The 26,429-nt window shown below is 62.5% G+C and carries 21 protein-coding genes; 8 read left to right on the plus strand and 13 right to left on the minus strand.

Features of this window, described 5'->3' with window-relative positions; all coding sequences use genetic code 11:
* Nucleotides 1–3: 3 nt before the first annotated feature.
* Nucleotides 4–1,341 carry an NADP-specific glutamate dehydrogenase gene (gene gdhA, locus DNK59_RS29995; protein ID WP_110725644.1) on the minus strand — a complete coding sequence of 446 codons (1,338 nt, stop codon included), beginning with the start codon at nucleotides 1,339–1,341 and terminating at the stop codon, nucleotides 4–6.
* Nucleotides 1,342–1,619: 278 nt separating this feature from the next.
* A complete protein-coding gene (gene ettA / locus DNK59_RS30000) occupies nucleotides 1,620–3,284 on the minus strand; it encodes an energy-dependent translational throttle protein EttA (protein ID WP_092309880.1) in 1,665 nt (554 codons plus the stop codon).
* Between the two features lie 282 nt (nucleotides 3,285–3,566).
* Here ettA and DNK59_RS30005 point away from each other — a divergent pair, with 282 nt between their 5' ends.
* The 5 genes from DNK59_RS30005 (at nucleotide 3,567) to DNK59_RS30025 (ending at nucleotide 11,974) form a co-directional block, all read left to right on the plus strand.
* On the plus strand, nucleotides 3,567–7,415 hold the full coding sequence (locus DNK59_RS30005) for a bifunctional diguanylate cyclase/phosphodiesterase (RefSeq protein ID WP_110725645.1): 3,849 nt from the start codon (nucleotides 3,567–3,569) through the stop codon (nucleotides 7,413–7,415).
* Nucleotides 7,416–7,593: 178 nt separating this feature from the next.
* Nucleotides 7,594–8,847 (plus strand): serine hydroxymethyltransferase, encoded by a 1,254-nt coding sequence (gene glyA / locus DNK59_RS30010; RefSeq protein WP_060841179.1) that lies wholly within the window; start codon nucleotides 7,594–7,596, stop codon nucleotides 8,845–8,847.
* Between the two features lie 270 nt (nucleotides 8,848–9,117).
* Nucleotides 9,118–10,431, plus strand: a complete 1,314-nt coding sequence (locus DNK59_RS30015) for a C4-dicarboxylate transporter DctA (protein WP_092309874.1) — start codon at nucleotides 9,118–9,120, stop codon at nucleotides 10,429–10,431.
* A 78-nt stretch (nucleotides 10,432–10,509) separates the two neighbouring features.
* Nucleotides 10,510–11,223, plus strand: a complete 714-nt coding sequence (locus DNK59_RS30020; protein WP_092309871.1) for a FadR/GntR family transcriptional regulator — start codon at nucleotides 10,510–10,512, stop codon at nucleotides 11,221–11,223.
* Nucleotides 11,224–11,260: 37 nt separating this feature from the next.
* Nucleotides 11,261–11,974, plus strand: a complete 714-nt coding sequence (locus DNK59_RS30025; protein WP_110725646.1) for a GntR family transcriptional regulator — start codon at nucleotides 11,261–11,263, stop codon at nucleotides 11,972–11,974.
* Between the two features lie 22 nt (nucleotides 11,975–11,996).
* Here DNK59_RS30025 and yjiA read toward each other — a convergent pair whose 3' ends face one another.
* From yjiA to DNK59_RS30040, 3 genes are all read right to left on the minus strand, one after another.
* Nucleotides 11,997–12,968 carry a GTPase gene (yjiA, locus tag DNK59_RS30030; RefSeq protein WP_110725647.1) on the minus strand — a complete coding sequence of 324 codons (972 nt, stop codon included), beginning with the start codon at nucleotides 12,966–12,968 and terminating at the stop codon, nucleotides 11,997–11,999.
* 114 nt (nucleotides 12,969–13,082) lie between these two features.
* The gene (locus tag DNK59_RS30035; protein ID WP_010448516.1) at nucleotides 13,083–13,280 is read right to left on the minus strand and encodes a YbdD/YjiX family protein; all 198 of its coding nucleotides are present in this window, start codon (nucleotides 13,278–13,280) and stop codon (nucleotides 13,083–13,085) included.
* 16 nt (nucleotides 13,281–13,296) lie between these two features.
* Nucleotides 13,297–15,363, minus strand: coding sequence for a carbon starvation CstA family protein (locus DNK59_RS30040; protein WP_110725648.1), 2,067 nt, complete (start codon nucleotides 15,361–15,363; stop codon nucleotides 13,297–13,299).
* 238 nt (nucleotides 15,364–15,601) lie between these two features.
* On the opposite strand from DNK59_RS30040, the gene DNK59_RS30045 reads away from it, so the two are divergent.
* The gene (locus DNK59_RS30045) at nucleotides 15,602–15,970 is read left to right on the plus strand and encodes a PilZ domain-containing protein (RefSeq protein ID WP_092309859.1); all 369 of its coding nucleotides are present in this window, start codon (nucleotides 15,602–15,604) and stop codon (nucleotides 15,968–15,970) included.
* A 16-nt stretch (nucleotides 15,971–15,986) separates the two neighbouring features.
* Here the strand turns inward: DNK59_RS30045 and DNK59_RS30050 are convergent, their stop codons facing one another.
* The 4 genes from DNK59_RS30050 to DNK59_RS30065 all read right to left on the minus strand — a co-directional run bounded on the left by DNK59_RS30050 (nucleotide 15,987) and on the right by DNK59_RS30065 (nucleotide 20,356).
* Nucleotides 15,987–16,715 carry a hypothetical protein gene (locus DNK59_RS30050; RefSeq protein ID WP_371920328.1) on the minus strand — a complete coding sequence of 243 codons (729 nt, stop codon included), beginning with the start codon at nucleotides 16,713–16,715 and terminating at the stop codon, nucleotides 15,987–15,989.
* Between the two features lie 33 nt (nucleotides 16,716–16,748).
* Entirely contained in the window at nucleotides 16,749–18,116 is a 1,368-nt protein-coding gene (radA, locus tag DNK59_RS30055; protein ID WP_011063580.1) for a DNA repair protein RadA, read from the minus strand.
* A 45-nt stretch (nucleotides 18,117–18,161) separates the two neighbouring features.
* Nucleotides 18,162–18,701: an ankyrin repeat domain-containing protein gene (locus tag DNK59_RS30060; RefSeq protein WP_110725649.1), complete on the minus strand. Its 540-nt coding sequence runs from the start codon at nucleotides 18,699–18,701 to the stop codon at nucleotides 18,162–18,164.
* 113 nt (nucleotides 18,702–18,814) lie between these two features.
* Nucleotides 18,815–20,356, minus strand: coding sequence for a catalase (locus DNK59_RS30065; RefSeq protein WP_110725650.1), 1,542 nt, complete (start codon nucleotides 20,354–20,356; stop codon nucleotides 18,815–18,817).
* A 286-nt stretch (nucleotides 20,357–20,642) separates the two neighbouring features.
* Between DNK59_RS30065 and mscL the strand changes: the two genes are divergently transcribed.
* On the plus strand, nucleotides 20,643–21,056 hold the full coding sequence (mscL, locus tag DNK59_RS30070) for a large-conductance mechanosensitive channel protein MscL (protein WP_110725651.1): 414 nt from the start codon (nucleotides 20,643–20,645) through the stop codon (nucleotides 21,054–21,056).
* Nucleotides 21,057–21,103: 47 nt separating this feature from the next.
* Here mscL and DNK59_RS30075 read toward each other — a convergent pair whose 3' ends face one another.
* Nucleotides 21,104–21,880 carry a ferredoxin--NADP reductase gene (locus DNK59_RS30075; RefSeq protein ID WP_110725652.1) on the minus strand — a complete coding sequence of 259 codons (777 nt, stop codon included), beginning with the start codon at nucleotides 21,878–21,880 and terminating at the stop codon, nucleotides 21,104–21,106.
* A 214-nt stretch (nucleotides 21,881–22,094) separates the two neighbouring features.
* On the opposite strand from DNK59_RS30075, the gene DNK59_RS30080 reads away from it, so the two are divergent.
* On the plus strand, nucleotides 22,095–23,219 hold the full coding sequence (locus DNK59_RS30080) for a methyltransferase (protein WP_110725653.1): 1,125 nt from the start codon (nucleotides 22,095–22,097) through the stop codon (nucleotides 23,217–23,219).
* A gap of 66 nt (nucleotides 23,220–23,285) precedes the next feature.
* Here DNK59_RS30080 and DNK59_RS30085 read toward each other — a convergent pair whose 3' ends face one another.
* From DNK59_RS30085 to DNK59_RS30095, 3 genes are all read right to left on the minus strand, one after another.
* On the minus strand, nucleotides 23,286–23,453 hold the full coding sequence (locus DNK59_RS30085; protein WP_080963156.1) for a DUF2474 domain-containing protein: 168 nt from the start codon (nucleotides 23,451–23,453) through the stop codon (nucleotides 23,286–23,288).
* A 113-nt stretch (nucleotides 23,454–23,566) separates the two neighbouring features.
* Nucleotides 23,567–24,574: a cytochrome d ubiquinol oxidase subunit II gene (gene cydB / locus DNK59_RS30090; protein ID WP_110725654.1), complete on the minus strand. Its 1,008-nt coding sequence runs from the start codon at nucleotides 24,572–24,574 to the stop codon at nucleotides 23,567–23,569.
* A 3-nt stretch (nucleotides 24,575–24,577) separates the two neighbouring features.
* Nucleotides 24,578–26,008, minus strand: a complete 1,431-nt coding sequence (locus tag DNK59_RS30095; protein WP_110725655.1) for a cytochrome ubiquinol oxidase subunit I — start codon at nucleotides 26,006–26,008, stop codon at nucleotides 24,578–24,580.
* Between the last annotated feature and the right edge of the window lie 421 nt (nucleotides 26,009–26,429).

The following is a 26,429-nucleotide window of genomic DNA, read 5'->3' on the forward strand; positions in this document are numbered from 1 at the left end:
GCCTCAGACCACGCCCTGGGCCAGCATGGCATCGGCCACCTTGACGAAGCCGGCGATGTTTGCCCCTTTGACGTAGTTGATCCGGCCATTTTCTTCGCCGTAATGCACGCAGGCATGGTGGATCGACTGCATGATGGCGTGCAGTTTGCTGTCCACTTCACCCGCAGTCCACAGCAGGCGCATGGCGTTCTGCGACATCTCCAGGCCGCTCACCGCAACGCCACCGGCATTGGAGGCCTTGCCCGGGGCAAACAGGATGCCCGCATCGATAAAGATATCCACAGCCTCCAGCGTGGTGGGCATGTTGGCGCCTTCGGCCACGCAGGTGCAGCCGTTGCGCAACAGGTTGCGGGCGGCTTCGGCGTCCAGCTCGTTCTGCGTGGCGCAAGGCAGGGCGATATCGCAGGCCAGGTCCCACGGGGTCTTGCCGGCGCGGAACTCCAGGCCGAAACGGGCCGCCAGCTCGCTGATCCGTCCACGCTGCACGTTCTTCAGCTCCAGCACCGCCAGCCACTGCTCCTCGCTCAGGCCGGACTCGCAGTACAGGGTGCCTTCGGAGTCGGACAGGGAGATCACCTTGCCCCCCAGGTCCATGACCTTGCGGGCCGCGTACTGGGCAACATTGCCGGAGCCGGAGATCGCCACTCGCTTGCCTTCAACCCGGTCGCCGCGACGCTTGAGCATTTCCTCGGCGAAGTACACACAACCGAATCCTGTGGCTTCCGGACGGATCAGGCTGCCGCCGTAGCTGATGCCCTTGCCGGTCAGCACCGAAGTGAACTGGTTGCTCAGGCGCTTGTACTGGCCAAAGAGGAAGCCGATTTCCCGGGCACCAACGCCAATGTCGCCTGCCGGCACGTCCACATCGGCGCCGATATGCCGGTACAGCTCGGTCATGAAAGCCTGGCAGAAGCGCATGACCTCGGCGTCGCTCTTGCCTTTGGGATTGAAGTCCGAACCGCCCTTGCCGCCGCCCATGGGCAGCGACGTCAGGGAGTTCTTGAAGGTCTGTTCGAAGGCGAGAAACTTGAGCACGCCCATGTTGACCGACGGATGGAAGCGCAAGCCGCCCTTGTAGGGGCCGATGGCGCTGTTCATCTGGATGCGGAAGCCGCGGTTGACCCGGACCTTGCCCTGATCGTCGACCCAGGACACACGAAACACCACGGTGCGCTCCGGCTCGCAGATGCGCTCGAGAATGCCCGAGCTCAGGTAGTGCGGATTGGCTTCGAGAAACGGCCAGAGGCTGCGCAGTACCTCTTCCACTGCCTGGTGAAACTCGGGCTGGTCCGGGTCGCGCTTTTTCAGGCGGGCGAGGAAGTCTTCGACGGATTCGATCATGGGAAGTCTCGGCAAATTTATTGTCGTTAAGGAGAGATTTGCTCAGGACTTTATCAATTCAATCCGCACCGTGACAGCGCAAAATGTCGCAGATCTGAATTTAAATGGTGCATTAGATATAAATGGCGACGATTTTCAGGGGTTTTGTGCACGGATTTGGTGGCACAAATTGCTGGGCCCGCACGCTTTTGGTGATCCGCGAAAACACCTTCGCCGGCATGTCGACGAACAAAAAAAACGGAGCCCGAAGGCTCCGTCTCTTTCAAGCAGCGACCCGATCAGGCCAGCTTCTTGTGCCGCACACGGTGCGGTTGCGCCGCGGCTTCGCCCAGGCGCTTCTTGCGATCGGCTTCGTACTCGGTGTAGTTGCCTTCGAAGAACACCGCTTGGGAATCGTCTTCGTACGCCAGGATGTGAGTGGCCACCCGGTCCAGGAACCACCGGTCGTGGGAGATCACAATGGCGGCGCCCGGGAAGTCCAGCAGGGCTTCTTCCAGGGAACGCAGGGTTTCAACGTCGAGGTCGTTGGACGGTTCGTCGAGCAGCAGGACGTTGCCGCCCTCTTTCAGGGTCAGGGCCAGGTGCAGGCGACCGCGCTCACCACCGGACAGGTCCTTGACGAACTTCTGCTGGTCACCGCCCTTGAAGTTGAAACGACCGACGTAGGTACGCGACGGGATCTCGTAGTTGCCAATGCGGATCTGGTCGGAACCGTCGGAAATCTGCTGGAACACGGTCTTGCTGCCGTCCAGGTCCTCACGGCTCTGGTCCACACAGGCAAGCTGCACGGTTTCGCCGATCTCGATGCTGCCCGAATCCGGGGTTTCCTTGCCCATGAGCATGCGGAACAGGGTCGACTTACCGGCACCGTTGCCGCCGATCACGCCAACGATGGCGCCTTTGGGCATGGAGAACGACAGGTTGTCGATCAGCACGCGATCGCCATAGCCCTTGGTGACGTTCTTGAATTCGATGACCTTGTCACCCAGGCGCGGACCGGCCGGGATGTAGATCTCGTTGGTTTCGCTGCGCTTCTGGAATTCCTGGGACTGCATTTCCTCGAAGCGTTGCAGACGGGCCTTGGATTTCGACTGGCGGGCCTTGGCGCCTTTACGCACCCACTCCAGCTCTTCCTTCATGGCCTTCTCATGGGCCGACTGCTGCTTGGATTCCTGGGCCAGACGCGCGGACTTGGCTTCCAGCCAACCCGAGTAGTTGCCCTCGTAGGGAATACCGGCGCCGCGGTCGAGTTCGAGAATCCAGCCGGCGACGTTGTCCAGGAAGTAACGGTCGTGCGTGATCGCGACCACGGTGCCCGGGAAGTCGTGGAGGAAATGCTCCAGCCAGGCCACCGAGTCGGCGTCCAGGTGGTTGGTCGGTTCATCCAGCAGCAGCATGTCGGGGGCCGACAGCAGCAGGCGGCACAGCGCCACGCGACGCTTCTCACCACCGGACAGGTGCTCGACCTTGGCATCCCAGGCTGGCAGGCGCAGGGCGTCGGCGGCCACTTCCAGCTGGCGCTCCAGGTTATGGCCGTCGCTGGCTTGCAGGATGGCTTCCAGCTTGGCCTGTTCGGCGGCCAGCTTGTCGAAGTCGGCATCCGGCTCGGCGTAGGCGGCGTAGACTTCGTCCAGGCGCGCCTGGGCGTCCTTGATCACGCTCACCGCTTCCTCGACCACTTCACGCACGGTCTTGGTCGGATCCAGCTGTGGTTCCTGAGGCAGGTAGCCGATGTTCAGGTCCGGCATCGGACGGGCTTCACCTTCGAACTCGGTGTCGACGCCGGCCATGATTTTCAGCAGCGTGGACTTGCCCGAACCGTTGAGGCCCAGCACGCCGATCTTGGCGCCGGGGAAAAAAGACAGGGAGATGTTTTTCAGGATTTCCCGCTTCGGCGGAACAACTTTGCCCAGCCGATGCATGGTGAAGACGTATTGAGCCATGGTGAACCTAGCGTCAGTGACTGATGAATAGAACGGGCCGGGCCCGGGCCAGGCCATGCGCAGCGCTGGCATTGACCATGATCAATACCGGCGGGCGGAAAAAGCCTGATGGTCTGGAGCTGGAACGCTCCCGCGTAACCGGCAAAACTACCTCAATGGGCGATCCAGGTCCAGCCGAGCGGGACTGGCACTTTGCCACAACTCAAGGCATGCTAGCCGCCCTTCGGGCGTCCGGCTTATAGTGCACGTCGCGCCAGCCCAGCCAAACCGCAGGATCACAGCTTGTCCAACGTCATTTCGCCACAGCCCGCGCGCGCTAGAGCCTCCGCGTCGGCCCATCCTTTGCGGGGCACACTCAAAGGCGCACTGGCAACGCTGGTGTTGCTACTCCTGGCTCTGTTGTTCTGGCAACTGCTCGATCAATTGCAGCAGACCCGCAAGGACCAGCGTCAGCACGCCATCGACTACAGTGCCGAACTGGCCGACCACCTGAGCCTGAACCTGGCACTCAATGCGCAAATCGCCCTCAATCTGCTGCCGATCGTCGAATCGCCCCAGGACAGCCAGCAACAGCAGCAATTGCTGTACAAGCTCCAGCGCTCCCTGCCGGATGTGCGCAGCTTTGCCTTGCTGGACGCCTCTGGACAGATTCTCAGCGACAGTGCCAGCGACAGCCATGACGCCCCCTGGCTCGCCGACCTGATCCAGCGCAGTCACTTGCAGCGCTACTACTACAGCAACCCCGCCGACGGTTCGGTGGTGCATGTGCTGCTGCACCAGTCCAGTGGTGCCACCCCCAGCTACTGGGTCCTGCGCCTGGCGCCCAGCTTCCTGCAGACCCTGGTGCGGCAGAGCGAAGGCAACTTCAAGCCCACCTGGGTGATCGAGAACCGCCTCAGCCGCCAGGTGATCAAGCGTGACGAGCACAGCACCCCGACCCCGGGCATGCTGGATCCCGATGAAATGGCCGACAGCGTGCTGCTGGTGCCCCTGAGCAACAGCGACTGGCAACTGCGCGGCCTGTTCGACCAGCAGGCGGTGATCGAGGAACTGCTGCCGGCCTTCATCGGCAAATGCCTGCTGGGCCTGGCTTTCTCCCTGATACCAGTGATCGCCCTGTTGAACATGCGCCGGCGCCAGCGCCAGTTGCACGAAGGCCGGCGGCGCTACCAGGACATTTTCGAAGGCACCGGCGTGGCCCTGTGCGTCATGGACATCTCCGGGCTCCCCGAGTTGCTCGACAAACACCATGTACACAACAGCGACCAACTCAAGCGCTGGCAAGCCAGCCACCCGGATCATCGCCAGCAGTTGCTGAGCGAATTGCGCATCACCGAAGTCAACCAGGTGGCCCTGCGCCTGCTCAACGTCGAGTCCAGCGAGCAGGCCTGGCAGCTGCTGATAGAAGGCGACCCGAAGAATGGCAACGCGATCGGCAGCCAATTGCTGGAAGCGGTGGTCAACCAGCAGAAGCAACTGGAACTGGAAATCAAGCTCAGCGACGCCCAGGGCAATGACCAGCACCTGTGGCTGGTCCTGCGCCTGCCTGAGGCCGTCGAGGACTACAGCGCGGTGATCCTCAGCATCAGCGACATCACCAGTCGCAAGCTGATCGAGCTGTCGCTGCTGGAACGCGAGGGGTTCTGGTCCGATGTGGTGCGCACCGTGCCCGATCACCTGTATGTGCAGGACGTGATCAGCCAGCGGATGATCTTCAGCAACCACCACCTGGGCCAGACCCTGGGCTACAACAAGACCGAACTGCACCAGATGGGCGAATACTTCTGGGAAATCCTCCTGCACCCGGAAGATGCCGACCTCTATCACCGCCTGCGCCAGGAGCAGCGCCACTCGGCCTACGCCCAGCTCCTGCAATGCCAATTGCGCTTCCGCCACCGCAGCGGCCAGTGGCGGCGCTTCGAAATCCGCGAGCAGGCCCTGGCCCGGGATCGCTACGATCAGGTAACGCGGATCATCGGCGTGGCCAAGGACATCACCGACCAGATCGAGGCCAGCGAGTCGCTGCGTGACAGCGAGCAACGCTACCGCATGCTCGCCGAGAGCATCAGCGACGTGATCTTCTCCACCGACAGCAAGCTCTCGCTGAACTACGTCAGCCCCTCGGTGCATGCGGTACTGGGCTACGACGTGGAGTGGATCTTCCAGAACGGCTGGCAGTCGACCATTGCCAACCCGCAGCAACTGACCGGCATCTATACCCTGATGGACCGGGTCAGCAAGGCCCTGGACAAACCCGAGCAACTGGCGCAATTGCGCAGCCAGGTGCAGACCCAGCTGTTCCTGTTCGACTGCCTGCGGGCCGACGGCCGCAAGATCCCCATCGAACTGCGCCTGGTCCTGGTGTGGGACGAGCACGGCGCCTTCGAAGGCGTGCTCGGGGTCGGCCGCGACATCAGCCAGCAGCGCCGGGCGGAAAAAGACCTGCGCATGGCGGCCACGGTATTCGAGCACTCGACGTCGGCGATCCTGATCACCGACCCGGCCGGCTACATCGTCCAGGCCAACGAAGCCTTCAGCCGGGTCAGCGGCTACGCCGTGTCCCAGGTGCTCGACCAGTTGCCCAACATGCTCACCGTCGACGAGCAGCAGGAAGCCCATCTGCGCTACGTGCTCAAGCAGTTGCACCAGCACAGCACCTGGGAAGGCGAAGTCTGGCTCAAGCGCCGCAATGGCGAACACTACCCGGCCTGGGTCGGGATCACCGCGGTACTCGACGACGAAGGCGACCTGGCCAGCTACGTGTGCTTCTTCAGCGACATCAGCGAACGCAAGGCCAGCGAACAGCGGATTCACCGCCTGGCCTATTACGACGCCCTGACCCACCTGCCCAACCGCACCCTGTTCCAGGACCGCCTGCACACAGCCCTGCAATCAGCGGAACGGCAAAAGTCCTGGGTGGTGCTGATGTTCCTCGACCTGGACCGCTTCAAGCCGATCAACGACTCCCTGGGCCACGCCGCGGGGGATCGCATGCTCAAGGAAATGGCCACACGGCTGCTGGGCTGCGTCGACGATGACGACACCGTGGCGCGCATGGGCGGCGACGAGTTCACCCTGCTCCTGCAACCCCGTTCCAGTCGCGAAATCGCCCTGAACCGGGCCATCAACGTGGCCGAGAAGATCCTTGCCAGCCTGGTCAAGCCCTTCGTCCTCGAAGGCCGGGAGTTCTTCGTCACTGCCAGTATCGGGATTGCCCTGAGTCCGCAGGACGGCAACGAGCTGAGCCAGTTGATGAAGAACGCCGACACCGCGATGTACCACGCCAAGGAACGCGGCAAGAACAACTTCCAGTTCTACCAGGCCGACATGAACGCCAGCGCCCTGGAGCGCCTGGAGCTGGAAAGCGACCTGCGCCACGCTCTGGAGCAGGAAGAATTCGTGCTCTATTACCAGCCGCAATTCAGCGGCGACGGCAAGCGCCTGACCGGTGCCGAGGCGCTGCTGCGCTGGCGGCATCCGCGGCGCGGCCTGGTGCCGCCGGGGGATTTCATTCCGGTGCTGGAAGAGCTGGGTCTGGTGGTGGATGTCGGCGACTGGGTAATCAGCGAAGCCTGCCGCCAGCTCAAGGCCTGGCACCAGGCCAAGGTACGGGTGCCGAAGGTTTCGGTGAACATCTCCGCGCGGCAGTTCTCCGATGGCCAGTTGGGCATGCGCATCGCGACCATCCTCAAGGACACCGGCCTGCCGCCGGCGTGCCTGGAACTGGAGCTGACCGAAAGTATCCTGATGCGCGAAGTCAGCGAGGCGATGCAGATCCTCGACGGCCTGAAGAACCTAGGCCTGAGCATCGCGGTGGACGACTTTGGCACCGGCTATTCCTCGCTCAACTACCTCAAGCAGTTCCCCATCGACGTGCTGAAGATCGACCGCACCTTCGTCGACGGCCTGCCATCCGGCGAGCAGGATGCGCAGATCGCCCGCGCCATCATCGCCATGGCCCACAGCCTGAACCTGGCGGTGATCGCCGAGGGCGTGGAAACCCACGAGCAGTTGGAGTTCCTGCGCGAACATGGCTGCGACGAGGTCCAGGGCTACCTGTTCGGCCGGCCGATGCCGGCCAATCGCTTCGAGGCGCAATTCAGCAACGACGCCCTGTTCATGTTCGACTAGAAGCAGTGGCAATCTTCAAGCGACCAGCGGCAAGAAAGCATGGCGGTTTTCTGCTTGCGGCTTGCTGCTCGTCACTTGAACGCTGCTTCTATGCGACATGATGTCCTTTCATATGCCATCTAAAACCCATTGGGTTAGAATGCCTCCCTTTTCTGCCCCCCGATCCTTGAGGACCGCCATGTTCAGCCGTGATTTGACTATTGCCAAGTACGACGCCGATCTCTTTGCCGCCATGGAGCAAGAAGCTCAGCGCCAGGAAGAGCACATTGAGCTGATCGCTTCGGAAAACTACACCAGCCCAGCGGTGATGGAAGCTCAAGGCTCGGTACTGACCAACAAGTACGCCGAAGGTTACCCAGGCAAGCGCTACTACGGCGGCTGCGAATACGTCGACGTGGTTGAACAGCTGGCCATCGACCGCGCCAAGGAGCTGTTCGGCGCCGACTACGCCAACGTCCAGCCACACGCCGGTTCCCAAGCCAACGCTGCGGTCTACCTGGCCCTGCTGCAAGGCGGCGACACCATCCTGGGCATGAGCCTGGCCCATGGCGGTCACCTGACCCACGGCGCTGCCGTTTCCTCCTCCGGCAAGCTGTACAACGCCATTCAATACGGCATCGACGCCAACGGCCTGATCGACTACGACGAAGTCGAGCGCCTGGCCCTTGAGCACAAGCCGAAAATGATCGTGGCCGGTTTCTCCGCCTACTCGCAGATCCTCGACTTCCCGCGTTTCCGCGAAATCGCCGACAAGGTAGGCGCCTACCTGTTCGTCGACATGGCCCACGTGGCCGGTCTGGTCGCCGCTGGCGTCTACCCGAACCCGGTGCCGTTCGCCGACGTGGTGACCACCACCACCCACAAGACCCTGCGCGGTCCACGTGGCGGCCTGATCCTGGCTCGCGCCAACGCCGACATCGAGAAGAAGCTGAACTCCGCGGTATTCCCGGGCGCCCAGGGTGGCCCGCTGGAGCACGTGATCGCCGCTAAAGCGATCTGCTTCAAGGAAGCCCTGCAGCCTGAGTTCAAGGCCTACCAGGAACAAGTGGTGAAGAACGCCCAGGCCATGGCCGAAGTGTTCATCGCCCGCGGTTTCGACGTGGTTTCCGGTGGCACCAAGAACCACCTGTTCCTGCTGTCGCTGATCAAGCAGGACATTTCCGGTAAAGACGCCGACGCCGCCCTGGGTAAAGCGTTCATCACCGTGAACAAGAACTCCGTGCCTAACGACCCGCGCTCCCCATTCGTCACTTCCGGCCTGCGCTTCGGTACTCCGGCCGTGACCACCCGTGGCTTCAAGGAAGCCGAGTGCAAGGAACTGGCCGGCTGGATCTGCGACATCCTGGCCGACCTTTCCAACGAAGCGGTGATCGACGCCGTGCGTGAGAAGGTCAAGGCCATCTGCAAGAAGCTGCCGGTATACGGCGCTTAATCAGCCCGCAGACCGCAGCACAAAAGAGCCCGGCCCAGCGCCGGGTTTTTTTGTGCCTGTGGAAAACGTCCGGGCAGCGCCAGCGAAAGAGGAAAAACCACTGGTCAGACCGGTCATGCCAATTTGCGTCATAGCTCTTGTAAACCCGTAAAACCCAAGCGTAGACTGCGCCTGCACTGGACATACCGGTAAGACCACAATAATTAAGTCCTCCATCCGCTGCGCCCCCAATGCGCACGGCAGACAGGACACCGACCAGGATTCCTCCCCATGCTCAGATGGTGCTCGCGTTCGATTTTCCTCCAGGTTGTGCTCGGACTGATGCTTGGCATCGTCTGCGGCCTCACCCTCCCCGAATACTCCTCACAACTCAAACCACTGGGCGATGGCTTCATCAAGCTGATCAAGATGCTCATCGGCCTGATCGTGTTCTGCGTGGTGGTCAGCGGCATCTCCGGCGCCGGCGATCTGAAAAAGGTCGGACGCATCGGCCTCAAGTCGGTGATCTACTTCGAGATACTCACCACCATCGCCCTGGTGATCGGCCTGGTCATGGCCTTCAGCACCGGTATCGGCAGCGGCGCCAATATTCACCTGGAGCAGCTGTCCACCGCGGACATGGGCGACATTGCCCAGCGCGGCCAGCACATGCACACCACCACCCAGTTCCTCATGGACCTGATCCCCACCTCGGTGATCGGCGCCTTTGCCGAGAACAACATTCTCCAGGTACTGCTGTTCTCGGTGCTGTTCGGCAGCGCCCTGAACCTGGTGGGCGAAGCGGCCTCGGGCATTTCCCGGCTGATCAACGAACTTAGCCACGTAATCTTCCGCATCATGGGCATGATCGTGCGCCTGGCGCCTATCGGGGTGTTCGGCGCCATCGCCTTCACCACCAGCAAATACGGCCTGGATTCGCTGCAGCACCTGGGCAGCCTGGTGGGCCTGTTCTACCTCACCTGTTTTGCTTTCGTGGCGGTGATCCTCGGCCTGGTGATGCGCCTGTCGGGCCTGCGCATGCTGCCCTTCCTCAAGTATCTGCGCGAAGAATTGCTGATCGTCCTCGGCACCGCCTCCTCCGATGCCGTGTTGCCGCAGATCATGCGCAAGCTGGAGCACCTGGGCATCGGCAGCTCGACCGTGGGCCTGGTGATACCCACCGGCTACTCCTTCAACCTCGACGGTTTCTCCATTTACCTGACCCTGGCCATCGTCTTCATCGCCAACGCCACCGGCACGCCGTTGTCCATGTCGGACCTCTTGACCATCCTCCTGGTGTCGCTGATCACCTCCAAGGGCGCCCACGGCATTCCCGGTTCGGCCTTGGTGATCCTGGCCGCGACCCTGACCGCGATCCCGGCGATCCCGGTGGTGGGCCTGGTGCTGGTACTGGCGGTGGACTGGTTCATGGGCATCGGTCGCGCGCTGACCAACCTGATCGGCAACTGCGTGGCCACCGTGGCCATCGCCCGCTGGGAGAAGGACATCGACGTGCAACGAGCCAACAAGGTGCTCAGCGGTCAACAGGGCTATACCTTCCAGGCACGAAAACCGGTGGCAGGTGCCCACCAGCAGGAATTTTGATCCAACCTTGTGCCTGCCCACGGCAGGCACAACCATCAGCGCGGCAACACGCGCTACCGATAGCTCATGGAGTCAACAGTGATCAGCTCGTCAACGGTTGTGAATTCAGTGGTGGAAAAGCTCCGGGCCGCCCTCGCCCGTGGCCAGTGGCGCTCCGGCGACATGCTGCCCGGGCAACGTGAACTGGCCGAGCAATTGGGCATCAGCCGCCCCAGCCTGCGCGAAGCGGTGATCGTCCTGGAGACGCTGGGCCTGGTGCGCTCCATGCCCGGCAAAGGCGTGGTGGTGCTGGACGCCCCCCAGGACGAAGCCCAGGGGGCCGAGAGCCGCGTAGCCGGCGCCAGCCTCGAGGACGTACTGCAACTGCGCTACACCCTGGAGCCCTTCATCGTCGGACTGGTGGCGCAATCGATCAGCAGCAAGGAGGTCGGCCAGTTGCGCCTGACCCTGATGGACATGCGCGAAGCCCTGGAGGCCGGCGACAGCGAAGCCGGAGTCAACGCCTACATCGCCTTCCATGAAGAACTCTTCACCCTGACCAGCAACCCGATCTTCCAGAACGTGGTGCAACAGACCAGCAATGCCCTCAAGCAAAGCGCGCAGATCCTGCGCAACTCGCCCGAGCATCTGGCCGAACGCCTGGAAGAAAATGAAGCGGTGGTGCGGGCCATCCGCAACAAGAACAGCGCCCTGGCCAGCGCCGAGATGCGTCGGCACATCCTCCAGGAAGGCCAGCGCATGGGCATCGAACTGAACATTCCGGACGATCACCTGGGCAACAACGCCTTGTAATCAACCCCCGAGTCAGCAACTGGACTGGAGACAGGCCATGGTCAGCTACGCCCTGAAAAACAACCCTTTCACCCTGGTGGCCAGCCTGCCGCGGCGCCAGTGCGGCGAAAAAAAACTGCTGGTGGATGACGTCTATCCGCAGATCTTCGATGCCATCCTCGAACAGCGCATCGCACCCGGCAGCCGCTTCACCGAGGACAGCCTGGGACAAGCCTTTGGCGTCAGCCGCAGCATCATCCGCCAGGTCCTGGCGCGCTTGTCCCATCAGCAAGTGATCATCCTGCGGCCCAACCACCGGCCTCAGGTCGCGGCTCCTGACCTGGAGCAGACCCGGCAGATACTGCATGCCCGGCGCCTGACGGAAATCACCCTGGTGCGCCTGGCCTGCCAACAACCCCGGCGCCAGTTGCAATCTCTGCGGCAATTGATCGCCCGGGAGCGTGAAGCCATCGAGCGCGACCAGCGTGGACCGGCGATCCGCCTGTCCGGGGAGTTCCACCTGCAACTGGCAGACGTGGCCGGCAACGCCCCACTGGCGCAGTTTCTCGGCAGCCTGGTGCCCCTGACGTCCCTGGCCATCGCCCAGTTCGAAGGCCGCGCCCACCACTGCTGCGCCTGGCAAGAGCATGCAACGCTCATCGACGCGCTACAGGCAGCTGACGTCGAGCAGTCCGAAGCCCTGATGCACCAACCCCTGGATCACCTGGAACGACGCCTGCTAGGCACGCCCCCCGCCGAGGCCGACCTGTAGGAGCCGGCTTGCCGGCGAAACCTCAGCCGCCCAGCATCTTCTGGAAACCCTGCCGGATCTTCTCTTCCGGCAGATCGTCGGCGATGAACACCATCACACTCTCCCGCGCCTCGCCTTCGGCCCAGGCGGTGTCCCAATCGAAGCCGTAGAGCTTGAGCACGCCCTGGAACACCATGCGCCGCGGCTCGTCGATCACGTTCAGCACGCCCTTGTACCGCAGCAGTTGCCGGCCATGATCCTCCAGCAGCTCGTTCATGAATTCGCTCAGGCGATCCAGATCCAGGGCCTGTTCGGTGCGCAACACCAGACTGGAAATCCGGTCCACCGCAGGAGCCTGGCTCACCGGGCGTAGACTGATGCCACCCCCCAGATCAGCATTCAAATTGAAGCCCCGCACATCCAGCAGTTCGGCCAGGTCGATGCGGCCATGCTCCACCAGCCGGATCGGCGCCCGGCGGTTGATTCGCGTCAGGCGCTGGCTCAGGGCGTCGAAGGTCGGCTCATCCACCAGGTCGCGCTTGCTCACCAGCAAGCGGTCGGCAAAGCCGATCTGCGCCTGGGCGATGGTCTGGGTCAGGTGCAAATCGGCATGCTTGGCATCCACCAGGGTGATGATGCCGTCGAGAATGTAGCGCTCACGCAGCTCTTCATCGATGAAGAAGGTCTGCGCCACCGGCGCCGGGTCGGCCAGCCCGGTGCACTCGATCACCAGCCGGTCGAAGGCGATCTCGCCGCTGTCCAGGCGCTCCAGCAACAGGTACAGGGCCTTGGTCAGATCGGTGTGGATGGTGCAGCAGACGCAGCCGTTGGACAGGGTCATGACCTGCACCGGCGCATCGCCCAGCAGTTGGGTGTCGATGCCGGCGTCACTGAATTCGTTCTCGATCACGGCGATTTTCAGGCCGTGTTCGGCCTTGAGCAGGTGCCGCAACAGGGTGGTCTTGCCGGCACCGAGAAAACCGCTGAGCACGGTCACGGGAATAGGGTTTTGCACTACAGGATCTCCCACGCCTAAAAACGCAGGAGCCGGCTTGCCGGCGATAGCGATCTCACTGACGCCATCGCCGGCAAGCCGGCTCCTACATGGGTACGACTTAAACGCTGTGTTTCAACAGCACTTCGGACCGCCCTTGCCGCCGTAGCGGGCTTCCTGGCGTTCCCGGAAGAACGCCTCGTAGGACATCACCGGCTTGTCCGGGTGCTTGGTCTGCATATGCTCGACGTAGGTGTCGTAGTCGGGCATGCCGACCATCAGGCGCGCGGCCTGACCGAGGTATTTACCGAGGCGACTCAGGTCATTGAACATGTTTGCAATCCTCGGGTTACGCGTCCGGCACCGCCTGATAGGGCGATTCTTTATCCGTACGCTCCTTGCTGCCCCAGGCCGCAACACCGACCTTGAGCGCGTAGAACAGGATGCTGAACACCACCAGCAGGAACAAGGCTGTCAGGGTCGCGTTGGTGTAGGCGTTGAAGATCACGTGCTGCATCTGCGTGATGTCCTTGGCCGGAGCGAGGATCTGACCGTTGGCCAGGGCATCGCTGTATTTCTTCGCCAGCGCCAGGAAGCCGATCGCCGGGTTGGCGTCGAACAGCTTGATGAAGCCTGCGGTGGTGGTGCAGATCAGCAGCCACACAGCCGGCAGCAGGGTGACCCAGATGTAGCGCTGGCGCTTCATCTTGATCAGCACCACGGTGCCGAGCATCAGGGCAATACCCGCCAGCATCTGGTTGGAGATGCCGAACAGCGGCCACAGGGTGTTGATGCCGCCCAGCGGATCGATCACGCCCTGGTACAGCAGGTAACCCCAGAGCGCCACGCAACCTGCGGTGGCAATCAGGTTGGCGGTCCACGACTCGGTGCGTTTCAGCGCCGGAACGAAGGAGCCCAACAGATCCTGGAGCATGAAGCGCCCGGCACGGGTACCGGCGTCCACTGCGGTAAGGATGAACAGCGCCTCGAACAGGATCGCGAAGTGGTACCAGAACGCCATGGTGTTCTCACCCGGCAGTACATGGTGGAGGATCTGCGCGATCCCCACCGCCAGGGTCGGTGCACCGCCGGCACGGGCCAGGATGGTGTTCTCGCCGATGTCCTTGGCCACTGCCTGCAGTTGTTCCGGGCTGATCACGAAGCCCCAGCTGCTGACGGTCTGGGCAACCGCAACCACGTCGCCACCAACGATGGCCGCCGGGCTGTTCATGGCGAAGTACACGCCCGGCTCGATCACCGATGCCGCGACCATGGCCATGATCGCCACGAAGGACTCCATCAGCATGCCGCCGTAGCCGATGTAGCGGGCGTTGGCTTCGTTATCCAGCAGCTTGGGCGTGGTCCCCGAGGAAATCAGCGCATGGAAGCCGGACACCGCGCCACAGGCGATGGTGATGAACAGGAACGGGAACAGGCCGCCCTTCCACACCGGGCCGGTGCCGTCGGTGAACTGAGTCAGGGCCGGCATCTTCAGCTCGGGCATGGTGATCAGGATGCCGATCGCCAGGGCGATGATGGTGCCGATCTTGAGGAAGGTCGACAGGTAGTCCCGCGGAGCCAGGATCAGCCACACCGGCAGTACTGCGGCGACGAAACCGTAGCCGATCAGCATCCAGGTGATCTGGATACCGGTGAAGGTGAACAGCTTGCCCCACACCGGGTCCGCCGCCACCTGGCCGCCCAGCCAGATGGAGCCGAGCAGCAGCACCACACCGATCAGGGAAATCTCGCCGATGCGGCCCGGACGGATGTAGCGCATGTACACGCCCATGAACACCGCGATCGGGATAGTCGCCATGACCGTGAAGATGCCCCACGGGCTCTCGGCCAGGGCCTTGACCACGATCAGCGCCAGCACCGCGAGGATGATGATCATGATCAGGAAGCAGCCGAACAGCGCGATGGTCCCCGGGATGCGGCCCATTTCCTCACGGACCATGTCGCCCAGGGAACGGCCGTTACGCCGGGTGGACAGGAACAGCACCATGAAGTCCTGCACCGCACCAGCCAGGACCACACCGGCAATCAGCCACAGGGTTCCGGGCAGATAGCCCATCTGCGCCGCCAGGACCGGGCCCACCAGGGGGCCTGCGCCGGCAATGGCAGCGAAATGGTGACCGAAGAGAATATGTTTGTTGGTCGGCACGTAGTCCAGACCGTCATTATTGACCACTGCGGGCGTAGCCCGGCCCGAGTCCAGCTGCATTACATTGTTGGCAATGAACAGACTGTAATACCGGTACGCCACCAGATAGATGGCCACGGCGGCGACCACAATCCACAAGGCGTTGATCGCCTCACCGCGACGCAATGCAACGACGCCGAGGGCGCACGCTCCTACGATTGCCAGCAGCAGCCAAGGAACATGGCGTAGCGGGCTATTATTATTTTTCATGTTTTTATTCCAGCCAGGGTGGACAGAAAGACAGCGTTTCGAGTGTAGCGCTACTGCTCTCAAAGACCACCCCCCACGTTGGTCTAGAGCCTTCTTTTAACGAATGAGCAGTTTTTTTTCGAAACTTTTTCAACTCAGGCAACACTGAACGACAACGCCGCCGCACGCTTTCAGGTCGCCCGTAGCAACAGTCATAAAGCGCGGTCTATAGTCAGTGCACCACGCAGAGGGCCAGCCCATGAGCGAGCAACATGCCGACCGCCGACGCTTCAAGCGCATCGCCTTCGATGCAAAGACCAAACTGAGCCAGGGTACCCACCGCTGGCCGGTGCAACTGCTGGACCTGTCCCTCAAGGGCTTGCTGATCGAGCGCCCCGATCCCTGGCTGGGCGACCCCAACCGCATCTTCGAAGCCGATATCCATCTCGGTCCCGATGCCGATGTGCGCATGGACGTGCAACTGGCCCATGACAATCATGGCCAGCTGGGATTCGTCTGCCTGCACATCGGCCTGGAGTCCATCGAACACCTCAGGCGCCTGATCGAGCTGAACCTGGCAGACCCCGAGGAATTGGAGCGCGAGCTCGGAGCCTTGATCGATATCTGATCGGCCCCACTGTTGCTCAGGGAAACAGCGCCGGTTCGGGAAACTCGCTTTCCATGTCCCAATAACCCGCCTGTTGCCGCGAGGCAACGGTCCACTGGCCGTCGACATAACGGAAGGTGCGATAGGTGGTGATGAACTCTTCGTTCTCCATCGACGACGCCGACGACACCTGTTGGATGCTTTCAGTGCCGCCCTTGTCCGAAGGCACGATCTGCCAGGCGGCCTTGCCGGTCTGGGCGAACACCAGCGGCTGCTTCTCGCCGCCTTCCCCCTGGCACAGCACCGGGTCCAGCTGACTCTGCTCCGGCGTCAGTACCTCAGTGAGCGGACCGCTGTAGCTGCCCATGGGCGCGGTCTGGTCAATGGTCAGGAAAAACGCCGGTGACGGCAGTCCGTTCAGCGGAGCCTTTTCCACCGTGGCCATCGGGTAGCCCAGGGACTTCTGCGCCAACACCTCGCCGCCATCGGACACCAGGCGTGCCAGCGCTCCCAACGGGGCAACCGAAGGATCATTATCGGACTGCAGCAGACTGTCGGCGTCCAGGCCATTGCCCCAGCTGTCGGCATGCAGTTCAGGGGTGATACGCACATCCTCCAGTACTTCCAGCACCGAGCCATCCCCCACCAGTACCTGCTGCGCGATCCGATAGCCTTCCGGTACTTCAGCCTGTTGGGCCATGGCCAGCGCCGAACAGCCCAACAGCCCCGCCCCCAGCATCCAGCGCTTCAACCTTGTCATGCCCATCCCCTGCATCCTTCCCTGCGAGTCCAGCTCTGATTATTCGAAAAGCGCATCCAACGCCTGTTCCAGGCGGGTCACGGCAATGATCTTCAAGCCTGGCGGCGCCTCCTTCGGTGCGTTGCCCTTGGGCACGATGGCCCGCTTGAAGCCATGCTTGGCCGCCTCTTTCAGGCGCTCCTGACCACTGGGCACCGGGCGCACTTCGCCGGACAGCCCCACCTCGCCAAACACCAGCAAGTCATGGGGCAGCGGACGATTGCGCAGGCTCGACATCACCGCCGCCATCAGGGCCAGGTCGGAGGCGGTTTCCAGCACCTTGACCCCGCCCACCACGTTGAGGAACACGTCCTGATCGTGGGTGGGAATGCCGCCATGGCGATGCAGGACCGCCAGCAGCATGGCCAGGCGATTCTGATCCAGCCCCAGGGTCACCCGTCGCGGGTTGGCCAGGTGGCTGTCATCCACCAGCGCCTGCACTTCCACCAGCATCGGCCGGGTGCCCTCCCAAGTGGCCATCACCACACTGCCCGGCACCTCTTCCTGGGCCCGGGTGAGGAAAATCGCCGAAGGGTTGGAGACTTCCTTCAAGCCGCGGTCGGTCATGCCGAACACTCCCAGCTCGTTGACCGCGCCAAAACGGTTCTTCACCGCCCGCAGCAACCGCAGGCGACCGTCGGACTCCCCCTCGAAATACAGCACGGTGTCGACCATGTGCTCCAGCACCCGCGGCCCGGCCAGGGCGCCTTCCTTGGTCACGTGGCCCACCAGGAAAATCGCCGTGCCGCTCTGCTTGGCGTAGCGCACCAGCAAGGCCGCGCTCTCGCGCACCTGGGACACACCGCCCGGGGCCGATTGCAGTTGCTCGGTGAAAATCGTCTGGATCGAGTCGATCACCATGACCTTGGGTTTTTCCACCCGGGCGGTGGCGATGATGGTTTCGATGCAGGTTTCAGTCATCACCCGCAGCTGATCCTGGGGCAGGCCCAGGCGCCGCGCCCGCATCGCCACTTGTTGCTGGGACTCCTCACCCGTGACGTACAGCGCCGGCATGCGCGTGGCGATATTGCACAGGGTCTGCAACAGGATGGTCGACTTGCCGATCCCCGGATCACCACCGATCAGCACCACCGAACCGTCAACCAGGCCACCGCCCAGCACCCGGTCGAGTTCGCCGGAGGCGGTGGAGAAACGCGGAATTTCCTCGACACTGACCTCCGCCAGGGTCTTGATCTGCGCCTGTTGCCCAGCCCAGCCGGTGCGCCCGGCCGGCGCTGCGGCGCCGCCGCTTTCGATCATGGTCTCGGTCAGGGTGTTCCAGGCCCCGCACTCGCCGCATTGCCCGGCCCATTTGGGAAAGGTGGAGCCGCACTCGGTGCAGCCGTACATGCGCTTGGCCTTGGCCATCTGAACCCCCGGCAAAAACCGCGATGATAGCTCAGCTGGAACGGATCAGCGCGACGGCGCGGTGCGTATCTGCCCGCTGGCCAGCCGCGTGGCGCTATTGCCCAGGGGATCCTCGGCATTCAGGTCCGCGCCTTTGGCCGCCAGGGCCTGAAGCAGTTCCTCCCGCTTGAACAGCCCGGCATACATGGCGGCAGTCTGCCCCGCGCCGTTGCGCTGGTCGGGGCTGCAATCGGCGGCCAACAGGCGCCGGGCAATCTGCACCTCGCCCTTGAAGATCGCCCCCATCAGCGCCGTGTTGCCGCGTTTGTCCTGGGCGCAGGCGTTGGCGCCGGCGTCCAGCAGGCGCTCCACCGCCGGGCCCTGGCCGTGATAGGCGGCCAGGATCAGCGCCGTGTAGCCCTTTTCATCCTGGGTATCGAGGGAATAACCGGCCTCGATAAAGGTATCGAGCATCTCCACGTCGCCCCGGCGGGCGGCATCGAAATAGTAGTGTTCCAGCTGTACCTTGACTGCCACCGGGTCGGTTGGCTGTGCCTGGGCAGCCAAGGCCCAGGCCAGGGTCAGCAGCGAAATGCACAGACGCATGACGCACCTCCTTTTTCCTGAGAAGCGCAGGAGCCGGCTTGCCGGCGAAGGACGCCGCCTGAAGCAGCGCGGCGCCCATGTTCACTGGCAAGCCAGCTCCAAGAGGTGAAGGATCAGTCGCTCAGCTTGGCCGCCAGCGCCTTGACCCGGGCCAGGTCGCCCTTGGCCACGCGGGTCACGCCAGTGCCGTACTCCGGGTCGGCCTTATAAAGGAACGACAGGATGATGTGCTTGCTCTCGTCATCAGTGGTGGCCAGGGAGCCGCCGAAGCTGTCGATCAGGTCCTGACGCTCTTTCTTGCTGAAAGAGCGATACAGATCCCCTGCCTGCTTGAAGTTCTGCTCGCGCTGGATCTTCGCCTGCTGGGTGCTGCCCGCCAGCGCCATCTGGCTGTAGCGCGCGGCTTGCGGCTCTTCGCGCGGCATCAGGCGGCTCGGCTGGTAGTTGACCCCGGTGCTGGTGTGGCCCGGGTTCATGGCGCCGTCCTGGTTGCCGTTGTTCACCGGGCTCTTCGGCGCGTTGATCGGCAGTTGCAGGGCGTTGGCGCCGAGGCGATACATCTGGGTATCGGCGTAGGAGAACACCCGGCCTTGCAGCAGGCGGTCTTCCGACGGTTCGATCCCAGGTACCAGGTTGGACGGGGCCATGGCCACCTGCTCGGTTTCCTGGAAGACGTTGGCCGGATTGCGGTTCAACACCATCTGCCCAACCTTGCGCTCAGGCACATTCGGCCAGATCTTGGTGGCGTCCAGCGGGTCGAAATCAAACTTGGCCAAGTCTTCGGGTTTCAATACCTGGACATACAAGTCCCACTTGGGAAAGTCCCCTTTATTAATGTGGGTTACCAAGTCGTTGCTCATATGGCTGTAATCACGCCCCTGAACCTCGACCACCTGTTTCGGATCGAGATTCTTCAGACCTTGCAGACTCTTCCAGTGAAACTTCACGTAGTGCACTTCGCCTTTGGCGTTGATCAACTTGTAGGCGTGCACGCCATTACCATCCATTTCCCGGTAACTGGCCGGAGTTCCGGAGTTGGAATACAGTTCGGTCAATGTGCGAGTGGCTTCGGGAACATGAGAGAAGAAATCAAAGCGCCGCGAATCATCATCCAGGTTGGTACGCGGATCGGGTTTGAACGCGTGCACCATGTCCGGGAACTTGATGGCATCGCGAATGAAGAACGTCGGGAAGTTGTTGCCGACCAGGTCCCAGTTGCCCTCTGCGGTATAGAACTTGGTGGCGAATCCCCGTGGATCGCGCAGGGTTTCCGGGGAGTGGTTGCCGTGCACCACCGACGAAAAGCGCACGAATACCGGGGTGGTTTCACCGGCGGCAAAAACCCTGGCCCGGGTCAGGTCAGTGAGGCTGTCGGTGACGGTGAAGGTGCCGTGGGCACCGGTGCCACGGGCGTGCACCACACGCTCTGGAATGCGCTCGCGGTCAAACCGCTGGAGCTTCTGGATCAGTTGCACATCTTGCAGCAACACCGGGCCGGTGGCGCCTGCGGTCTGTGAATTCTGGTTATCGCCCACTGCCGCGCCATTGTCGCGGGTCAGCGTGGCGGCCTGTACGGAAAGGGAAAGCAGACTGGCGGCAAGCACGCCCAGTATGCGTCGCTGGGAAAGACTCCCAAGGCCAAGAGAAGCGGTCATGTTGAATTCCTCTAGTTATATAAGGCGCATCCCGATGCGCTCGCTAGAGGCTAGTGGCTAACTATTTGAATGATAAATAGAAAGCCCGCAACCACTCGATTGAAAGAATGTTCTGGTTATCTCAGCTGATGCAGGGTATATCGCGCGCGTTCTGCTGGCACTTTGAATAAACTCTTTGCCGATTTATCGGTCAATAACCCCGCAGCTGTTAAAAGTTGTGTCGGCAAAATGCTTTTTGCTGAATTACACTGCCGTAACCAACCTCATCTGTAACAAGGAATAACCTATGGGCGTGCTAAGTGAGTTCAAGGCCTTCGCGGTCAAAGGCAATGTGGTCGACATGGCCGTGGGTATCATCATCGGCGCCGCGTTCGGCAAGATTGTCTCGTCCTTTGTCGGCGACGTGGTCATGCCCCCCATTGGCCTGCTGATCGGTGGGGTGGACTTCGCTGATCTGGCAGTCACCCTCAAGGCGGCCGAGGGCAATACCCCTGCCGTGGTCATGGCCTATGGCAAGTTCATCCAGAGCATCATCGACTTCATCATCATTGCCTTCGCCATCTTCATGGGGGTCAAGGTGATCAACCGCCTGAAACGCGAAGAAGCCGTAGCCCCGACGCTGCCACCGGTGCCGAGCAAGGAAGAAGAGCTGCTGGGGGAGATCCGCGATCTGCTCAAGGCTCAGAACAACAAGCCCTGAGGCGGGTTCTGCAATGAGACAACGGCGCCCTTGAGGCGCCGTTTTGGTTACCAGTAGTTTTCCACCGCCACCTGACCCGGCCGCCGGCTCAGGCTCAGGCTCATGCCCCGCTGCTTGAGCAGGGCCCGGGTGTCATCGATCATCTGCGGGTTGCCGCAGAGCATCACCCGGGAATGCTCGGGGGTCAGTTCCACGCCTGCGGCGCGTTCCAGTTCGCCATTCTCGATCAATTGCGTGATGCGCCCATTGAGGCTGCCCGGGTGCTGCTCGCGGGTCACGGTGCTGATGAATTGCAGCTTGTGGGCCACTTCCGCCAGGTATTCGCGCTTGGGCAACTCAGCGAGCAATTGCTGATAGGCCAGCTCCTTGGCCTCGCGCACGCTGTAGACGAGGATGATGCGTTCGAATTTTTCCCACACCTCGAAGTCCTGCAGGATCGACAGGAACGGCGCAATCCCGGTGCCTGTGGATAACAACCAGAGATCGCGACCGTCGACGAAACGGTCCAGGGTCAGGTAGCCGAAGGCCTGGCGATCCACCAGCAGGCTGTCCCCCACTTCCAGACGGCTCAGCTCGCTAGTGAACTCACCACCGGGCACCACGATGGAAAAGAACTCGAGAAACTCGTCGAACGGCGATGACACCATGGAATAGGCGCGCCACACCGTGCTGCCATCGGCCTTGGTCACCCCGAGGCGGGCGAACTGCCCGGCACGAAAGCGAAAACCCGCGTCCCGGGTGGTGCGCAGGGTGAACAGGCTAGAGGTCAGCGGCTGGACCTCAAGCAGGGTCTGGCGGGTGTATTTCTCTTCACTGGCACTCATGACAGGCTCCACAAAAGCGATGCCCTAGTGTCCCGCAAAGCGCCGGACAGAAACACCGGCGGTTTGTAGTGGCATAGAGCGCGGGCAATCCCCGACAAAAAAACGTACCATTTAGCCCCGCTTCGAACGGCCCTCACCGCCGCTGTTCGAGGGATCCCGTGCGCACGACAGCCCCCTACGCCGGGACATTCACCGATTACCTAGAGTCCGCCCCATGCCCCTGCTTGCAAGCCCCTTCGCCCAGCTCGACCTGATCCGCCAGCCCGAACAGCAGAACGAGCCGCTGCAAGCCTTCGACGCGGCGGACGAGTACCTGCTCAACCACCTGGCCGAGCAGCAACCGGCCAGCGACACCCGGGTGCTGATCCTCAATGACAGCTTCGGCGCCCTGGCCGCCAGCCTGTTGGACAAGGTCCAGGTCACTAGCAGTGGCGACTCGTACCTGGGCGCCCTGGCCCTGGAAAAGAACCTGGCGCGCAACGGCCTGCCCTTCGACGCCCTGCGCGTGGTGCCGGCCAGCGAGCCCTTGAGCGGGCCGTTCGACCGGGTGCTGATCCGTGTCCCCAAGACCCTGGCCCTGCTGGAAGAACAGCTGATCCGCCTACAGGGGCAACTGGCCCCAGGCGCCCAGGTCGTGGCGGCGGCCATGGTCAAGCACCTGCCCCGCGCCGCCGGCGACTTGCTGGAGCGCTACATCGGCCCGGTGCAGGCCTCCCTGGCGGTGAAAAAGGCCCGCCTGCTGATCGCCACGCCAGAAGCCAGGCCGGCGGTCGTGTCGCCCTACCCGACCCGCTATCGCCTGGAACAGCCAGCCATCGAGCTGCTCAACCACGCCAATGTGTTCTGCCGCGAAGGCCTGGACATCGGCACCCGCGCCTTCCTTCCGCACCTGCCGCAGAACCTCGGCAGCGCCCGGGTCGCCGACCTGGGCTGTGGCAACGGCGTGCTGGCCATCGCCAGCGCCCTGGACAACCCCCAGGCCCACTACACCCTAGTGGACGAATCCTTCATGGCCGTGCAGTCGGCCCGGGACAACTGGCAGGCCGTGCTGGGCGAGCGCGAAGCCGAGATGCGCGCCGGCGATGGCCTGGCCGGCCAGGCCCCGCAATCCCTGGATGTGGTGCTGTGCAACCCGCCGTTCCACCAGCAGCAGGTGGTGGGCGACTTCCTCGCCTGGCGCATGTTCCAGCAGGCCCGGGAGGCCCTGGTGGTGGGCGGCGCGCTGTATATCGTCGGCAACCGCCACCTGGGCTATCACAGCAAGCTGGCGCGGCTGTTCCGCGGCGTCGAGCAAGTAGCGGCGACGCCCAAGTTCGTGATCCTCAAGGCGCGCAAGTAACAGGCAAAAAAAACCCTCCGCTGGCGGAGGGTTGAAACCGTGCCGCAAGGCAACGGGATGGGATGATCAGTGGGTGGTCAGGCCGGCGGCGCTCATGAACATGCGCATCAAGCTGGCCGCCACGAACAGGGCCAGCACACTGCCGCCCCAGATCATCGCCAGCCAGCCAAGGCGCCGCCAGAGTGGCTGTTTTTCCGCCTGTTCGATTTCCTGCAAAGAGTGTTTACCGCTCATGATTTCAACTCCTGCTTGACCCCAAACCCTCGTAGGAGCTGGCTGGCCAGCGAAAGCGCCGGCCAGCCTGGCACGAGGCCCAAGGGCCCGTTCGCCGGCAAGCCGGCCCCTACCTAGTGGTAACCGTCGTCGTGGGTGACCTTGCCGCGGAACACGTAGTAGCTCCAGAAGGTGTAGCCCAGGATGAACGGAATGATGAACAAGGTGCCCACCAGCATGAAGCCCTGGCTTTGCGGCGGCGCCGCGGCGTCCCAGATGGAGATCGACGGCGGCACGATGTTCGGCCACAGGCTGATGCCCAGGCCGCTGTAGCCGAGAAAGATCAGCACCAGGGTCAGCAGGAACGGCGTGTAGTGGGCGTTGCGGGCCACAGCACGGAGCAGGCCGTACATGGTCACCAGCACCAGGATCGGTACCGGCAGGAACCAGAACAGATTGGGCAGGGTGAACCAGCGCGCCGCGATTTCGGCATGGGCCAGGGGCGTCCAGATACTGACGATGCCGATCACCGCCAGCACCACATAAGCCAAGGGCCGCGCCAGGTCGTGCATCTGCTGTTGCAGCTTGCCCTCGGTCTTCATGATCAGCCAGGTGCAGCCGAGCAAGGCATAGGCCACCACCAGCGCCAGGCCGCAGAACAGGGTGAAAGGCGTCAGCCAGTCCAGGGAGCCACCGGCAAACTGGCGGTCCACCACCGGCAAGCCGTCGATGAACGCCCCCAGGGCCACGCCCTGGAAGAAGGTCGCCGCCGCCGAGCCACCGATAAACGCCTTGTCCCAGATATGCCGCTTGTTTTCCTTGGCCTTGAAGCGGAACTCAAAGGCCACCCCGCGGAAAATCAGGCCGATCAGCATCAGGATCAGCGGCAGGTACAGCGCCGAGAGCACCACCGAATAAGCCAGCGGGAAGGCGCCAAACAGAGCCGCGCCCCCCAGCACCAGCCAGGTTTCGTTGCCGTCCCAGACCGGGGCGACGGTGTTCATCATCACGTCACGGTCGCGGTCGTCCTTGACGAACGGGAAGAGAATCCCGATCCCCAGGTCGAAGCCGTCCATGACCACGTACATCATGATGCCGAAGATGATAATCACGGCCCAGATCAGTGGAAGATCGATACCCATGACTCAATTCCCCTTGTTCAGGCTGATGCTGTGATCGTCATCGTCCGCGGCAGACAGCGGACGCGCCGGGGTACGTTTCTGCCCGGGACCACCGTGACTGGATTCCGCGCCTTCGTTGGTCACCGGCCCTTTGCGCACCAGGCGCATCATGTAGCCCAGGCCCACGCCGAACAGCGAGAAATACACCACCACAAACAACGCCAGGGTGATGCTCATCTGCACGAAACTGTGTGCGGACGAAGCATCCGCCGTGCGCATCAGGCCATAGACCACCCAGGGCTGACGACCGATCTCGGTGGTGAACCAGCCCGCCAGGATCGCGATCAACCCGGACGGCCCCATCCACAGCGTCAGGTACAGGAACGGACGCGACGAGTAGAGCGTGCCGCGCTTGCGCAGCCAGACACTCCACAGGCCGGTGAAGATCATCAGCATGCCCAGGCCCACCATGACCCGGAACGACCAGAACACGATGGTCGAGTTGGGACGGTCTTCAGGCGGGAATTCCTTGAGCGCCGGCACCTGCTTGTCCAGGGAGTGGGTGAGGATCAGGCTGCCCAGATAAGGGATCTCCACTGCGAATCTGGTTTTCTCAGCCTTCATGTCCGGCCAGCCGAAGAGGATCAGCGGGGTCGGCTCATTGCCGATGTTTTCCCAGTGACCTTCGATGGCGGCGATTTTCGCCGGCTGGTGCTTGAGGGTATTGAGACCGTGGAAGTCACCGATCACCGCCTGCACCGGCGCCACGATCAAGGCCATCCACATGGCCATCGACAGCATGCGACGAATGGCCGGGTTGTCGCGGCCCCGCAGCAAGTGCCAGGCTGCGGACGAGCCGACGAAGAACGCCGTGGCGACGAACGCCGCCACCGCCATGTGCGCCAGGCGGTAAGGGAATGACGGGTTGAACACCACCGCCAGCCAGTCCACCGGAATCACTCGGCCATCAACGATTTCGAAGCCTTGCGGGGTCTGCATCCAACTGTTGGAGGACAGAATCCAGAAGGTCGAAATCAGCGTGCCAATGGCCACCATCACCGTGGAGAAGAAGTGCAGCTTGCGCCCGACCTTGTTCCAGCCAAACAGCATGACCCCGAGGAAACCTGCCTCGAGGAAGAACGCGGTGAGCACTTCATAGGTGAGCAAGGGGCCGGTGACAGCACCGGCAAAATCGGAGAAACGGCTCCAGTTGGTGCCGAACTGGTAGGACATCACCAGACCGGAAACCACCCCCATGCCGAAGTTGACAGCGAAGATCTTCGACCAGAAGTGGTAAAGATCGCGATAGGTATCGTCGCGGGTCTTGAGCCACAGGCCTTCGAGTACCGCCAGGTAACTCGCCAGGCCAATGGTGATGGCCGGGAACAGGATGTGGAACGAAACGGTGAATGCGAACTGAATTCGGGCGAGATCAATGGCCTCTAAACCGAACATAAGCTTTCCTCTATCAGGTAAAACCGGCTGCGGGCCAAAGGCCAGCGCCTACTGCCCCCACGGATATGGAGTTCGGCGAATTCGGATTCGTTCTTTTTTAAACCATCGCAACGTAGGGATTCCGGCCCTTCGGCCTCCACATCAAACCACTGGAAAAGGTTTTGATCTGGGTCAAGCAACGTTAAAAGAGTAGTCCTATTTTCAGCGCGCAACTCTGTGGTTATTTGCCGCGTGACAGCTTGCCTCACCCTCCAACTCCGGGGCTTTCCCGGCTTTTCCTACGCGGCAAAGCTACGGCAAGAACCGCAGGGCCCTGCCCGAGGATTTCCCGTCCCCCCCTGCGCCTTCAAGATCCTCGCGTCGCCCGCGCAGCGGCGGCGGCCACATGGGTTCGCGCCCCGGCATTCGAGCGAAAAAGCAG

This window comes from Pseudomonas sp. TKO26 (assembly GCF_003225665.1).
GTDB classification, from domain to species: Bacteria; Pseudomonadota; Gammaproteobacteria; order Pseudomonadales; family Pseudomonadaceae; genus Aquipseudomonas; species Aquipseudomonas saponiphila.

Bases quoted from the DNA above. Each gene is read 5' to 3' on its own strand.
- DNK59_RS30015 (WP_092309874.1), top strand. From the start codon at position 9,118: ATGCTCAGATGGTGCTCGCGTTCGATTTTCCTCCAGGTTGTGCTCGGA.
- DNK59_RS30050 (WP_371920328.1), bottom strand. From the start codon at position 16,715: ATGGGCATGACAAGGTTGAAGCGCTGGATGCTGGGGGCGGGGCTGTTG.
- DNK59_RS30060 (WP_110725649.1), bottom strand. From the start codon at position 18,701: ATGCGTCTGTGCATTTCGCTGCTGACCCTGGCCTGGGCCTTGGCTGCC.
- DNK59_RS30025 (WP_110725646.1), top strand. From the start codon at position 11,261: ATGGTCAGCTACGCCCTGAAAAACAACCCTTTCACCCTGGTGGCCAGC.
- DNK59_RS30075 (WP_110725652.1), bottom strand. From the start codon at position 21,880: ATGAGTGCCAGTGAAGAGAAATACACCCGCCAGACCCTGCTTGAGGTC.
- DNK59_RS30065 (WP_110725650.1), bottom strand. From the start codon at position 20,356: ATGACCGCTTCTCTTGGCCTTGGGAGTCTTTCCCAGCGACGCATACTG.
- DNK59_RS30085 (WP_080963156.1), bottom strand. From the start codon at position 23,453: ATGAGCGGTAAACACTCTTTGCAGGAAATCGAACAGGCGGAAAAACAG.
- radA (WP_011063580.1), bottom strand. From the start codon at position 18,116: ATGGCCAAGGCCAAGCGCATGTACGGCTGCACCGAGTGCGGCTCCACC.
- ettA (WP_092309880.1), bottom strand. From the start codon at position 3,284: ATGGCTCAATACGTCTTCACCATGCATCGGCTGGGCAAAGTTGTTCCG.
- glyA (WP_060841179.1), top strand. From the start codon at position 7,594: ATGTTCAGCCGTGATTTGACTATTGCCAAGTACGACGCCGATCTCTTT.
- DNK59_RS30095 (WP_110725655.1), bottom strand. From the start codon at position 26,008: ATGTTCGGTTTAGAGGCCATTGATCTCGCCCGAATTCAGTTCGCATTC.
- DNK59_RS30035 (WP_010448516.1), bottom strand. From the start codon at position 13,280: ATGTTCAATGACCTGAGTCGCCTCGGTAAATACCTCGGTCAGGCCGCG.
- gdhA (WP_110725644.1), bottom strand. From the start codon at position 1,341: ATGATCGAATCCGTCGAAGACTTCCTCGCCCGCCTGAAAAAGCGCGAC.
- mscL (WP_110725651.1), top strand. From the start codon at position 20,643: ATGGGCGTGCTAAGTGAGTTCAAGGCCTTCGCGGTCAAAGGCAATGTG.
- DNK59_RS30080 (WP_110725653.1), top strand. From the start codon at position 22,095: ATGCCCCTGCTTGCAAGCCCCTTCGCCCAGCTCGACCTGATCCGCCAG.
- cydB (WP_110725654.1), bottom strand. From the start codon at position 24,574: ATGGGTATCGATCTTCCACTGATCTGGGCCGTGATTATCATCTTCGGC.
- DNK59_RS30040 (WP_110725648.1), bottom strand. From the start codon at position 15,363: ATGAAAAATAATAATAGCCCGCTACGCCATGTTCCTTGGCTGCTGCTG.
- DNK59_RS30045 (WP_092309859.1), top strand. From the start codon at position 15,602: ATGAGCGAGCAACATGCCGACCGCCGACGCTTCAAGCGCATCGCCTTC.